At 48.5% G+C, this 13498-nt stretch carries 14 protein-coding genes; 6 read left to right on the top strand and 8 right to left on the bottom strand.

The genetic code is table 11. The features are described 5' to 3' along the window. Position 1: 1 nt before the first annotated feature. A complete protein-coding gene (gene queC, locus D0C16_RS21930) occupies positions 2-679 on the bottom strand; it encodes a 7-cyano-7-deazaguanine synthase QueC (RefSeq protein ID WP_151035065.1) in 678 nt (225 codons plus the stop codon). A gap of 93 nt (positions 680-772) precedes the next feature. After that, complete coding sequence (queE, locus tag D0C16_RS21925; protein ID WP_151034310.1) at positions 773-1423, bottom strand: 7-carboxy-7-deazaguanine synthase QueE; 651 nt, start codon at positions 1421-1423, stop codon at positions 773-775. A gap of 154 nt (positions 1424-1577) precedes the next feature. Here queE and D0C16_RS21920 point away from each other — a divergent pair, with 154 nt between their 5' ends. Then, positions 1578-1970 (top strand): hypothetical protein, encoded by a 393-nt coding sequence (locus D0C16_RS21920; protein WP_225318811.1) that lies wholly within the window; start codon positions 1578-1580, stop codon positions 1968-1970. Positions 1971-2241: 271 nt separating this feature from the next. Beyond that, on the top strand, positions 2242-2577 hold the full coding sequence (locus D0C16_RS21915; RefSeq protein WP_151034309.1) for a hypothetical protein: 336 nt from the start codon (positions 2242-2244) through the stop codon (positions 2575-2577). 87 nt (positions 2578-2664) lie between these two features. Here the strand turns inward: D0C16_RS21915 and corA are convergent, their stop codons facing one another. Then, positions 2665-3621: a magnesium/cobalt transporter CorA gene (gene corA / locus D0C16_RS21910; protein ID WP_151034308.1), complete on the bottom strand. Its 957-nt coding sequence runs from the start codon at positions 3619-3621 to the stop codon at positions 2665-2667. A gap of 198 nt (positions 3622-3819) precedes the next feature. On the opposite strand from corA, the gene D0C16_RS21905 reads away from it, so the two are divergent. Further along, a complete protein-coding gene (locus D0C16_RS21905) occupies positions 3820-4125 on the top strand; it encodes a hypothetical protein (RefSeq protein WP_151034307.1) in 306 nt (101 codons plus the stop codon). An 87-nt stretch (positions 4126-4212) separates the two neighbouring features. Here the strand turns inward: D0C16_RS21905 and grxD are convergent, their stop codons facing one another. After that, the gene (gene grxD / locus D0C16_RS21900; protein WP_151034306.1) at positions 4213-4530 is read right to left on the bottom strand and encodes a Grx4 family monothiol glutaredoxin; all 318 of its coding nucleotides are present in this window, start codon (positions 4528-4530) and stop codon (positions 4213-4215) included. Positions 4531-4582: 52 nt separating this feature from the next. Next, positions 4583-4711, bottom strand: coding sequence for a hypothetical protein (locus D0C16_RS24655; protein ID WP_255481950.1), 129 nt, complete (start codon positions 4709-4711; stop codon positions 4583-4585). Between the two features lie 53 nt (positions 4712-4764). On the opposite strand from D0C16_RS24655, the gene D0C16_RS21895 reads away from it, so the two are divergent. From D0C16_RS21895 to D0C16_RS21885, 3 genes are all read left to right on the top strand, one after another. Then, positions 4765-6291, top strand: a complete 1527-nt coding sequence (locus tag D0C16_RS21895; protein WP_151034305.1) for an ATP-binding protein — start codon at positions 4765-4767, stop codon at positions 6289-6291. Then, entirely contained in the window at positions 6288-6950 is a 663-nt protein-coding gene (locus D0C16_RS21890; RefSeq protein ID WP_151034304.1) for a response regulator, read from the top strand. The genes D0C16_RS21895 and D0C16_RS21890 overlap by 4 nt, the downstream gene beginning before the upstream one ends. A 224-nt stretch (positions 6951-7174) precedes the next feature. Beyond that, a complete protein-coding gene (locus D0C16_RS21885; protein WP_225318810.1) occupies positions 7175-8050 on the top strand; it encodes a protocatechuate dioxygenase in 876 nt (291 codons plus the stop codon). A gap of 86 nt (positions 8051-8136) precedes the next feature. On the opposite strand, the gene D0C16_RS21880 is transcribed toward D0C16_RS21885, so the two are convergent. The 3 genes from D0C16_RS21880 to hrpB form a co-directional block, all read right to left on the bottom strand. Then, on the bottom strand, positions 8137-9735 hold the full coding sequence (locus D0C16_RS21880; protein WP_151034303.1) for a methyl-accepting chemotaxis protein: 1599 nt from the start codon (positions 9733-9735) through the stop codon (positions 8137-8139). A gap of 49 nt (positions 9736-9784) precedes the next feature. After that, positions 9785-10903, bottom strand: coding sequence for a carbohydrate porin (locus tag D0C16_RS21875; protein WP_151034302.1), 1119 nt, complete (start codon positions 10901-10903; stop codon positions 9785-9787). Between the two features lie 155 nt (positions 10904-11058). Further along, positions 11059-13476 carry an ATP-dependent helicase HrpB gene (hrpB, locus tag D0C16_RS21870; protein ID WP_151034301.1) on the bottom strand — a complete coding sequence of 806 codons (2418 nt, stop codon included), beginning with the start codon at positions 13474-13476 and terminating at the stop codon, positions 11059-11061. Positions 13477-13498: the final 22 nt, after the last annotated feature.

The raw sequence follows: 13498 nt of genomic DNA, 5'->3' as shown, positions 1-13498 counted from the left end.
GTCAAACGCGATAGCGAGTTGGATCTGCCACGCCGGCTTGGACAAAACCAATTTTACGCAGGCGGCAGCTATCGCACTTGCCACAAGCCTCACCTAGATCATTTGCTTGATAGCAGGACACCGTCAAACTGTAATCAACTCCCAACGCAATACCCTGCTGAATAATTTCTGCCTTGGTTAGTTTAATCAACGGCGTGCGAATGTGCAGCTTATTGCCTTCAGCGCCCGCGCGCGTGGCGAGGTTCGCCATGGTCTCATAAGCGGCGATATATTCCGGGCGACAATCGGGGTAGCCAGAAAAATCCACCGCATTAACGCCAATAAAAATATCGTCACATCCCAAGACTTCGGCCCAACCCAGCGCGATAGACAAAAAAATGGTGTTGCGTGCCGGCACATAGGTAATAGGAATGCCACCCGTTTCTTCTTCCGGCACTGCGATAGATTCATCGGTTAGCGCAGAACCACCGATTGAACGCAAATCCAGTTTAATCACTTTGTAGTCAACGCTTCCGAGAACCTTCGCTGTGCGCTCAGCCGCTAACAATTCCGAGCGATGGCGTTGACCATAATCAAAACTCATGGAATAGCATTCATAGCCCTGGCTGCGCGCTATCGCGAGCACGGTAGTTGAATCCAAACCGCCCGAGACAAGCACGACGGCTTTTTTTTGCGACATCACTTTTTGTTGCGACATGACTTTTTGTTGTGACATAGAAAGCACCTGCAGAAAAACCAGCCCCTATACGCACCAGGAAGCCCAAAAAAATACTTAATGACCCGGAGTGTCATTCCACAATATTTTGTGTAATTGCAACTGAAAACGCACCGGTAAATTATCGGCGAGAATCCACTCTGCCAATTCCAGCGGAGTAATTTGACCAAAGCTGGGCGAGAACAATACTTCTGCCACCCTGGTCTTTAACTGATGCTCATCCAGTTTAAAACGTGCCCATTCGTAATCCGCCCGATCACAAATGACAAATTTGATCTGATCCCGCCCACTGAGCAACGGAATGTTTTCCCAACGGTTGCGCCCTACCTCACCCGACCCCGGTGTTTTTAAGTCCATGACTTTCACCACACGAGGATCAACATCATCAACCGGTAAAGCGCCGCTCGTTTCCAGTGATACTGAGTAACCGGCATCACACAGCAAGGAGAGCAGCGTCAAGCATTCGCGCTGCGCCAGTGGCTCACCACCCGTCACACAGATATATTTAGGATTGTAGGCCGCTACGCGCGCGAGTATTTCATCCAATGCCAGGCGCTCGCCGCCATAGAAAGCGTATTCAGAATCACAGTAGCCGCAACGCAAAGGGCATCCCGTCAAGCGCACAAATACAGTCGGCAGGCCCACAGTATTGGATTCACCTTGCAGCGAATAGAAAATTTCAGTGATTTTAAGGCTGGCTTGGGTCATATCTACAACGCGGAAAAACGACGGGCGATTAAAGGAGCGCAGTTTACCTAAAGGTGGCGCGCGATGCGAGGCGCGCCATTTTATTAATCTATACCGGCCTTATAACCGCCGACATGCACAGGCGGGAATTTGATCTGACCTTCGCCCGACTGTTATGCTGGCAGGCCGCGCCGCTAGTGGCGCGTCCGATTTACCCATCGTTTCTGGCTTAACAGGTCATTTGGGCACCATGATCAAACCCACAAAAACCCGCCGTCAGCTGCATCAGGAACTGGAGGAGCAAATCCGCCAGTACCTGGACAATGGTGGCCAGGTTAGTGAAGTACCCCGCGGCTTGAGCGGGCGTATGGATGCGAGTGGTCCTTTGGTGGCGCTCTTTGAAGGTTCCAGTCATGAAGATCGCACCCCCTTGCCAGACGTAGTTGCCGCTATTGAAGCGCGTAAAAAGCCTACCCTCCTGTTGAAACCTAAAAAGCCTAAACCACGTAAAAAAGTAATTCTCGACGATTTCGGTCAACCGCTGCGCTGGGAATGGGTTGAGGATTAGCCCGTTTTTGCACGTTTATTTTGAACCTAAAACGACTGGCTGTTTCCGAAAGGGCCGCTTTTTATAACAAAACACGCACAAAAAGCCAAAAACTCTCCATTAACAAAAAAATAACTTATAAAAATTATCAATTGTCTCTTTTCAATACTAAAAAAATCTAAAAAGTGTTTCTTTTTGTATCACCGCCAGCCTGCTCAATCTATATACTGCGCCCCGTTCAAAAAACAAACAAATCTCCCTCTTTCAGTATCCACACGAGTTCAAGAAATTAATGAAACACCTGCTGATCGCAAGCGTTTTAACATTCTTTTTTAGCCTGCCCGCCGTGGCGGATGATTTAGCCTATGAAGATTTGCTTTCCCCAGAGAGCGAGTATTTGCAGACCGAACTACTCACACTTCCTCAAGGTGAGTTATTGCCAAACGACGGCGAGCAAAACAGCGAGAAGTCATTGGAACTGGTCTACGTAGATCAGTATGAGCGCTCGCTCTTTAGCCTGGGAGAAGTAGATGTGGAGCGAAAAATCACCCTCAATGGCGGCGGCAAAACCCTGCGCGCTGATGCGTTTGAACTGGGCTTTCATATAGCAGTGAACTACACCCCCTGATTCCCCTGCATGCCCGAATGCCTCCATCAAAAACGCCACCAGGTTGCCCGAGTGGCGTTTTTACTTTAGCTGCACGGCAGACGAAGGTTACAACCAATCTTTCCGCTTGAAATACCAGTAGGGCAAAACGGCAGATAGCAGCATTAGCAATACGGCAACTACGAACCCGTATTTCCAGTCTGAATGGGGGATGTATTCAAAATTCATCCCGTAGGCACTGGCTACTACAGTTGGTGGCAGGAATACCATGGCGGCAATGGAGAAGATCTTGATAATCTGGTTTTGTTCGATATTGATAAAGCCTTGGGTGGAATCCATCAGGAAGTTGATTTTGTCGAACAGGAATGCGGTATGCGACATCAGGGTGTCTACGTCGCGCTTGATCTCCCGCGCGGTTTCCTGCAGCTCAAAAGATTCACGCAGATGACGCTGCAAAAAGGAAATTGAGCGCTGGGTATCCATCAAGCAGAGCCGAATTTTTCCGTTGCTATCCTCCAGTTTGGCCAACTGGTCAATTGCATCTTCCAGCTCTGCCTCTTCATCCTCCAGCACCATGTGGCTGACTTCTTCGAGCTTGCGATGGATGTCTTCCAATACGTCGGCGAGGTTCTCCACCTTTTGCTCAAACATGGTCACCAGCAAATCCTGCGGTGAGGTAACATTCACCTGTCCCGCGCGCACGCGCATCCGTAACAGGCGAAAATCAGCTAGGTCGCCGTCACGCACGGTAATTAAACGTTTGTCTTGCAGAATAAACGCAACAGTTGCGGTGCTGTGACGACCAGAATCGCCGGGGGCAAGAAACAGGGAGTGAACGTGTATACCGACACTGTCCTGAAAGTAACGCGCCGAGAATTCGATTTCCTCAACGTCTTCAGATTCCGGGAGTTCGGCACGCAGGAAGGTATTTAACTCCTCACGCTCTTCATCAGAGGGTTCGCGGGCATCAATCCAGAGAGCGTTATTCAGCGCAAGGCGGGTGTTTTCGTCTGGCTGCTTATCTTCCCGCAGCGCATTGCCTTGTACTTTAAACATTCTCAACATGGGTGCCCTTCTCCTCTGGTAACAAGCCAACTCGTGAGGAACAAGCTAGCTGTGAAAGCTGGCAGGTTTATAGCACAAGCTGTTAAAACTTAAAGTATTTTATTAGGTTTTCACCCTAAAACGATATGTTGATTATGAAGCCAGACAAAAAAACTCGCTTCTGCTAAGGTTGGTGCAGTCATCTCCAGAGCATTGATTATGCAAATTCATCAAGTATCCGCCGCGCTGGATAGCAAGCTCGCGCAACTGGATAAAAAGCTCAAACAACTTGAGCAAGAACAGACAGACACCCCGCGTGACGGGCTGGAACAGGACATAGCAGCTCTGCAAAAGATTAGAGCTAAACTGGTGAAATCCAAAGCGATTGCCTGGCGCGCCCATGAATTGCAAGACCAAAACAATGAAGCCAAACGCGCGCGTCAGCGGCTAATGGGCCTCACTCTCTGTGCAATCAGCCTGGTTGGCGCCGCCATACTGGTATTTTTGGTAGTAACCAATGGTTAACGAGAACTAAGAATAGAAGGAGAACAGTGAGAGAGTAATATCGCAGAAGCGACTTCCAGCCCTCATAGGTTGGAAGTCGCACCAGGATTAACCGGCAACAGCGGCGTCAATCAGGGGCTTGAGCTCACCCTTTTCGTGCATTTCAGTCACTATGTCGCAACCGCCGATCAGCTCGCCTTTTACCCACAACTGAGGGAAGGTCGGCCAGTTGGCAAACTTTGGCAGCTCGGTACGAATATCCGGGTTGGTTAAAATATCCACATACGCAAAACGCTGGCCACAAGCCATCAGGGCCTGGGAGGCGCGCATAGAGAACCCACATTGCGGAGCGCTGGGTGAACCTTTCATATAAAGGATTACCGCGTTTTCACTGATTTGTTGCTTGATCGTTTCTAACGTGTCCATTTATCTACCTCGATAATTTGCGGGGGACTGAATTCGCTGGAGCAGCCTGAGATCAGGCCAGACGGGTTAACAAGCGATAAACGAGGTTATAACCCAGTAATTTGCTCAAGTATTGCCATTTTACCCCAGTCTCCGGGGTGCGGCCAATCTCTCCGGGTTTGCCAAATGGACGATTTTGCATATTCTGTTCACAGGACTAGTCATTTCCCGCCGATAAGAAGGTTGTTTGCCCCTGTGAAATTTAATCTACGCGTACAAGTATTTTTAGTGTTTGCCCTGTTTGCCGTGCTGCTAACCGGCGGATTATTTTTGTATTCCCGCCTGAGTTTTGAGCTGGGCTTTAATCGCTACATCGAGCAAAAAGAAACCTCGCGCAACGCCAATTTAATTAATGCACTGGAACGTCAATATCGCATGGCGGGCAACTGGGATGCGTTTAAAAAAAATCGCAACTACTGGGAGTTGTTTGTGTGGCAATACAGCGCCAATTTGCGCGAGCGCGGTGAGCGTCCCATTCCCTTCCCCTTACCGCCTGAATTAAATAACAGCCCCCCGGACGATGGTGAACCCAATCGCTTTTTTTTCCACCGCGACACCAAAGGCAAGCGCGAAGGTGATCGCGACCGAGACCCCAAAGATCCCGAAGACTTCCTACGGCATCAGCCCTATAAACGTTTTATCCTGCTCAATGAAAAGGAAAAAGTTATCGCAGGAAAAAAATGGCGCAACGAAACCTATTTGTATAGTGATTTAATTATCAACATAGATGGCAAAGAGCAATGTGTTGGCTATTTGGGAGTTCCCATGAACCCGGCGCTGCGCGACTTACGCGACAACGAATTTGCCAAACGCCAACAGACACATTTTTTAATTACAGCGATGGTTGCACTGATCATTGCACTAGGCTGCGCAATTCCCTTGTCATACCTGCTCACCCAACGAGTAAAACGCTTGGCCACTCATGTGCAACGTCTGAGTAGTGGCGATTATCAACAGCGCCTCGCCGCAAAAGGTCAGGATGAAATTTCAACGTTGGCAGAACATCTCAACCACCTCGCCCACACTCTGGAACAAACCGAGCAAGCGCGCAAACGTTGGGTAGCGGACATTTCGCACGAGTTGCGGACACCGCTCGCCGTATTAAAGGCCGATTTGGAAGCGCTGGAAGATGGTGTCCGCAAGTTTGATGCAAAAGCCATCACCCGCTTGCAAAAGCACGCGGCACGCCTTGCCAGTCTGATCAATGATTTGTACCAACTGTCGCTCACCGACATAGGTGCTATGAGCTATCGCAAGCAAGAGTGCGATTTTAGCGAAATACTCGAAGAAACAAGCAATTCCATGCAGGATAAGCTTACCCAGGCTGGCTTGACACTTACACAGCATGTCTGCAAAGAACCGCTGCTGATTTTTGCCGATGCGGAGCGTTTGCAACAATTATTGTTGAATTTATTTAACAACAGCATTAACTACACAGAGTCCCCGGGCAACATCAAGGTATCGCTCTACAAAGAAATGCATTCCGCCGTATTTACCATTGAAGATTCAACACCCGGGGTAGATCCGGAATTGCATGAAAAATTATTCGAGCGGCTCTATCGCGCCGAATCCTCGCGCAGCCGTGAAACTGGCGGCGCCGGTTTAGGTCTGAGTATTTGCCGCAATATCGTAGAAGCTCATGCAGGCAAAATTAGCATCAGCAGCAGCGAACTCGGTGGTTTAAAAGTGACAGTGACATTGCCATTACAGGTATCAGCATGAATATTTTAATTGTGGAAGATGAAATTGATCTGGGCGAAATTTTGCAGGACTACCTGACCAGTGAAAATTTTTCAGCAACACTGGTGAGCGACGGCGAACTGGCACTGCAAAGAATCCTCACTGAAAAATGGGATTTGGTGTTATTGGATTTAATGCTTCCAAAACGCGATGGCTTGAGCATTTGCCAGGAAGTGCGCAAAGTTTCGCAGGTACCCATAATTATGACTACCGCCAAGGTGGAAGAAATTGATCGCTTGCTCGGCCTTGAACTGGGTGCGGATGATTATATTTGCAAACCGTTTAGCCCACGCGAAGTAATCGCGCGCGTTAAAGCCGTATTACGCCGCACTAGCAAAACCGAAACCAGCGAAGACGAGGGCTTGCGCCTGGATAAAGAGCGTCAGTACGCCTGTGTAGGTGATCAATGTATTGAATTAACCAGTATTGAATTTCGTATTTTGGAAACGTTATTGCTCAATAAACAGCGTGTCATTTCGCGTGATACTTTATTAAAAAACGCTTACACAGATCATCGGGTAGTGAGCGACCGAACCATGGATTCGCACATCACCAAATTGCGTAAAAAACTGCAGCCGATTTGCAATGAAGACATTATTCATTCGGTGTACGGTGTCGGTTATCGCCTGCAAACATCTTGACCTACCACGGACAAATGGCCAGCCATGGATGGCCTTGCTCATACCGCTTTTTGTTCAAAAAACTGTCTTTTTCGAAGTCACTCAAGGCTTTCACAGTTTTTCCATAGTTGCTCACCAATCCTTTCACAATTGCTTGCGCATTCTTTTTCCATACTTGGGTCAGACCTATATCAACACCGTTATACGCAGGTGCTGATACCGATAACCATTACGGAGAGAAACCCATGCCACCTTCAACAACTGAATTAAAATCCGCATCACCTGCAACCACAACCACTGCGGGAACCAGAGTCACACCCAACATAGATCTTAAACGTCGACAAACACTAGGCGCATTAGGCGCACTGAGCGTAATAGGTGCCGGAAGTCTGATTGGTTGCGGCGGCGGGTCATCTGGTGGCAACTCCACCGGCACGAGCAGTGCAACAGCGGCAACCAGTTCCACAACAGTTACTAGCAGTACTACCGCCGTATCCAGTACAACTGCCACCAGTTCTTCTGGTGTATGCACGTTAATCCCCACCGAAACCATTGGTCCCTTTCCGCTTTCGACCCTGCTCGATAATTCCGCCGTACTGCGCGAAAATATCGCTGAAGACAAAACGGGTGTGGCGCTGCAAGTAAAAATAAAATTGGTCAATGTCAATGACAGTTGTAAGCCGGTTTCGGGTTATGTGTACATATGGCATTGCGACAAAGATGGTTTGTATTCCGGTTATTCACAAAACAATAACGCCGGCCAGGCGGGTAAAACTTATTGTCGGGGGGTGCAATATACCGACACAAACGGTGTCGCTCTCTTCACCACCATTTACCCCGGCTGGTACGCAGGGCGTATCACCCATATTCACTTCCAGATTTTTTTAACCAATTACGGTAGCAGCGCACGTTCCACCGCGATATCGCAAATGGCATTTCCCGCAGCCACTACCAAAGCCGTGTATGAAACGTCGCTCTACACCAAAGGCCAGAACACCTCGGTTACCAGCTTCGCCGCTGACAATGTATTTAGCGATGGAGTGGAATATCAATTAGCGACCATTAGCGGAAATGTAACGGATGGCTTAATTGCAGAGCTGGAAGTGGGAATAGCAGTGTAGGTTCAAACTGGGATTAACTATCTAAAAATATAAAACGCCGCGCGGGGGTAAGTTGAGCGCGGCGCGCCAATAGAATTCAGAAAAAATCAGGTACGGAACCCACGAAGCAAACCATCAAGTCTGCGCGACTCTTTTTCCAAATGTTCGCGCGAGCGGCTTACCTGTTCACCGGCATCGTGATTGCGTCGCGCTTGCTGCAGAATTGTATTCATGCTGCCAGTAATTTGTTGCATAGATGTTTTTTCTTCCTCAGTAGCGCGCGCAATTTCGGTGTTCATTTTTTGGATTTGATCTACCGCTACCACAATATTAGAAAAAGCGTGAGAAGTATCTGAAATTCGCTCCTTGATAACTAACGCTTTTTGCTGCGCATCGCCCATTACATCGACCGCCTTGCTGGAACCAGAAGTTAGATTAGCAATAATAACTTCAATTGCCTTGGTTGACTCCTGAGTACGCGATGCCAAACTCCTTACCTCATCGGCCACCACCGCAAAACCGCGACCGCTTTCGCCAGCGCGCGCCGCTTCTATTGCCGCATTAAGCGCTAGTAGATTAGTTTGCTCGGCGATGCTGCGAATCACTTCCAGCATTGAACCTATATTGCGGCTGTCCGCTACCAATTCGGAAATAACATGCGAAGCCTTATCCACTTCTTTAACTACCTCATCCACCCCCTGCTGGGCAGACGCAACCACATCATTACCCGCTCCGGTTGTGGTCGTTGCCTGCACAGAAGCATCGCTAGCTTGCACTGCTGCATCTACAACTTTATTCAACATGGAAGAGATTTGATCCACAGCACTGGCAACATGGGATATTTCTGCAAACTGCACATCAATACCTTTAGCCGCTTGATCGATAGAGGTGGTAATTTGCACGCTGGCATCGGTCAGCGATTGGTTACTTTGCTGCGCTTGACCAATCAAATTTTGTAATTTCTCGACAAACCGATTAAACGCGAATGACAGGCGCCCCACTTCGGTATGCTGATTTTCACCGCTCAATCGCGCTGTTAAATCACCCGTCCCCGAGGCCAACTCACTCAGGTTTTCAGTCACACGCGAAATGGGCTGCATAATTACTTTATTGGCAAACAGAAAAATAATGACAGATAAGATAATGCTTACCGAAAACGCACTGAGCAATTTTATTTTTGCCGCAGACTGCAACGCGGCAACATTACCGGTTTCGCTTTCCACTTTACCATCCGCCTCTTCCTCCATCTCACCAATAAATGACAACAACTGATCCATCAAGTTGTTCAATTGTTCATATTCCGCAGCGGCTTCGCCGCCTGCTTGCAACTTACCGAGCAAGGCGTCACGGGTTCGGTGAAATTCAGCTAACAGTTGATTCAGCTTGGTTACCGTTGCGTTACCCATTAAACCGGACTCTTTCATACGCCCCAGGGCATCTTCCTCCATCGCGAGTGCGTCATCAAATTGAGGTTTGATCTCCGTAAAAGTTTTTTCGCGATAATACAATTTTTGCAAAACAATGATCTGTGCCTCCAACCCAATTTGGCCTTCCATTGCTCCATCAGCAGCATTCCAGGCTGGACCAGAAATGTAATTCAACAACCCGCCCAGTTTTTGGCTGACGTTTAAGCCGACAAACGTATTAATTCCAATCAAGGCAACGAAACCAACAATCACCCAGATAATTGATCGCTTGATACTCATTGCGTCCTCGTCTATTTATCAATTAATTAGTGTTTAAAAAAACCATCACCTAAAATTCAATATACACACGTGCACCCAGTGCTATTGCATCATCCAATGTTTTATCCATCGACGGATTCTGGATGTAATACAGACTGGCCTGCGCACTTAAATGATCGACAACAGGCGCAAAATAACTTAACTCCCAAGCGGTTTCGGCGCGATCGATATCGGAGTGTGTAGCAAGGTAGGGATCGCCATTGCGTGCGTGGGCTACCGCCAAACCAAAATTGTCATCCTCAATCCAAAAGCCATTAAAAGTAATGCCAGTGCCGACGTAATATTCAAGTTGATTGTATAGGTCGTCGGCGCGCCCTAATTGCAAAAACACACCCGCCACATCGTTAATATTTTTCTCGGCAATAATGTAAACCCCGGTGTTGTCATTATTCATTTCACCATCCACCGGATTTTCAACTTTAGCAGTGTGTTGCCAGGCGCCTATCGCAATTTTGTCCTGACTTTCGTTGGCCCAGCCCCACTCCACTGCACTGAATAAACCATCGCCGTCATTAAATTGAATATGCGTGCCGCGCGGATTATCCGGATCACCCGGTACACCGTCATAGATGGCAGCTAATAAATATTGGTTTTCACCTTGATAGGTAATGTGCAGCGCCGTCGCGGTAGTAGAAAAAATAGACGGCCCAACTTGAGACGTGTCTGGCCCTATACCAAACGACGGGTGGCTGTATAAACCAGCATATTCCAGTGAATAAAAAGTAGAGTTGTAATCATGCAGACCAAACAACACTTTGATGCTGTCATCGGCAAAATAGTGTTGGTACCAAAATTCGTAAACTTTGAGCGACTCATCGGTCGCGATATTGGAAACACCCTGCACGTCGCCAGTGTATTCCGCCGGGTCTTTGCCGGTATCACCCAACACATAGATAAACCATTCACCACCCCCCCACCAATTGGCAGCTTCCGTATCTATGGCAAGGGTAATATCCAGATTGGCCAGCTCGCGAGTTCCCTCTTTTACACCGCCATCCAAATTGGTAACAGATTCCAATGTGAGCGCCCCGCCCCAAGCAAAAGCGGGAGCGGAATCGACATTTTCTTGAGCTAAAGCAACGCCTGAGGACGCAACAGAGAACAAGACTGCAATTACGACGTTGTGCATAGTACTAATTCCCTCTGTTCTATTTCGGCAAAAAATTGCCGAACTAAGTCACAAGTATAGACAGAGAAAATTAATGCCACTCGCCAGATGGCAGGCAATTACTTTTTATATCCAATAGAAATTTAAATAATTTTTGTTAGCTATTTTATCAATTTCTAGGTGTTTTTATCCTGCAATGACGCAAGTTTGCGTTTGGTCAAGGCCGTTGCTTCGTGTTCGAGGGGATTATCCGGCCAGGGGTGACGAGGATAGCGACCACGCATTTCTTTGCGCACCTCGGGATACGCCTGCTGCCAAAACGTTTGCAAATTGGTGGTAATCGCTAACGGGCTGCCATTGGGTGAGAGCAAATGAATTTGCAGTGGAATTTTTCCGTTTGCTAACTGCAACTGCTCGCAGCCAAAAAATTCCTGCAATTTGGCAGCTACTTGAGCTCCGCCATCACTGTTAAATTCCACCGTTATATCGCGCCCACTGGGTAACTCAATTTTTTCAGGCAATAATTTGGCTATTGCCTGACACTGTTCATAACCGAAATAAAACTCCAGTGCCTGCAACCAGGGTAAATTATCCAACCGCGTAGCCTCAGTTAAAAAAGGCATTAGCCATTTATCCAACTCAGCACACAATGATTCATCATCCAGTGCCGATAAGTCACAGAGATTGAGGTCAGTTAACAAACGTGCACGTTGCAAAAATCGCTCTGCGCTATCGCTCCAGTGAAAATGCAAGCGCCCTTTTTCTTGCCACAACCTCTGGATGTGATTGTGCAATTGTAGTGGTGCTTGCGAAGCATCTAACGGGGTGAATTGTTCATCAATCAATACCCCGCCCATGTGCCACTGGCGATGCAATTGCCAGCGTTGCTGTTTGAATTCCATCGCCCTGTGCTCCTGACTCAATTGCCGCTGCAGTTCAGCACTCGGCTGCACGGCAATTCCAACACCGCTATGGCTTTTAGGGCGAGTATTAATAATAGGCAGCACGGCCCATTGACTGGTGAGCGACGATTCAACGCTAATGCCGGAGTTCAACCGGTATTTACCTGAATCCTGGCGATAACCAATGCGATCACTAAATGCGCGAGCTAATAGTTGTGCATTTATATCGCTAGCGTTGACCGATACATCAAGTACTTTTAACCAACGTTTTTGCTGTTGTTGCCATTGGCGATTGCGCGCAAGCTCTCGCGCCGCATCAGCCAACAGCGCATCTATATCTTGCTCAGCCGCTAATTCGAAATGCAAAGCCAACGCCAGTAACAAGGATGCATTGCCAAGCATTTGCTCATGCAATAATAAAAACGCGGCAATGCGCGGGTGGGTACCCAGCTCACTGACTCGCTGGCCGCGCTCAGTCACAGCGCCATGTGCATCCAGCAATTGCATTTGCTGTAATTGTTGCTGCGCAAATTGCAACGCGAGCACATTGGGTTTTTCCAACCACGGCAGGGATTGCGCCGGACTTCCCCAATGCGCGATACGCAATGCCAGCGGCACATAATCGGTTGCGCGAATCTCGGGTAAGTCAGCCGCGGCAAGTGCCTGATCCTGGGACCAGAGGCGAATACAATGCCCGGCTTGCACACGTCCCGCGCGACCGCGTCGCTGTTCGGCACTGGCCATACTGATACGCGCGGTGCGCAGGCGCGATATTCCGGTGCGTTGCTCATAGTCCACACGCCGCGCCAAACCCGAATCAATAACCAGGGTTACATCGGCAATCGTTAAGGATGTTTCTGCGATATTAGTGGATAAAATAATGCGCGGCCCCTGCGCCGGATCTAACGCGTGATGCTGCTCCTGCGCGGCAACACGGCTGTGCAAGCGAAATATTTTTTGCGCGGGAAATGCGCGCGCGATGGCTTGTGCGCAGTCTTCAATCTCGCGCCAGCCGGGCAAAAACACCAAGGCAGTGTGCTTTTGCCAATCCGTATGACTGCGCAACACGCGCACTAAATGCTCGTCGATTTTTTCCGGATACTGATTGGGCATTTGTTTGACGGGCTGATATTCAACACCAACGGGAAAACAGCGACCGGGCGCAAATAAACGATTGACGATTTTTTGCTGCAATGCAGGATCTGGCGTTGCACTCATTAAAATTAATTGCAGATCATCGCGCAGAATTTGCACTTCCTGCAAAAATACCCAGGCGAGATCCTGATTGACGCTGCGCTCGTGAATTTCATCGAGCATTACGCACGCAACTCCATCCAGAGTTGGATTGTGCAATAAGTGCTGCAAGAGCACACCTGGCGTCATTAGCACCAGACGCGTTTGCTTTCCCATGCGCGAATCATAAGGAACTTGATAGCCAACAGTCTCCCCCACTTTTTCCTGCAGCAATTCTGCTAACCGCTCTGCAAGGGCTTGCGTCGCCAGAACGCGCGGCTGAATTAACCAGACCTGCTGCTCTTCCGCAATACGCGCCAATACCCAGAGTGGCGCCAGAGTGGATTTACCTGCACCTGGCTCTGCTTCCAGTAGCAATGGAGTTTGCTGTAACGCCGCAAAAAAATCGTCGCGCAGCTGAGTTAAAGGCAATGTGGGCAATAAATCCAAGTCAATCACAAAACATACTCAGTTTAAAAAT

Source organism: Cellvibrio sp. KY-GH-1, from assembly GCF_008806975.1.
Taxonomy (GTDB): domain Bacteria; phylum Pseudomonadota; class Gammaproteobacteria; order Pseudomonadales; family Cellvibrionaceae; genus Cellvibrio.
Note: the sequence above shows the minus strand (reverse complement) of the source record. Positions and strands in the feature narration are given on the sequence as shown.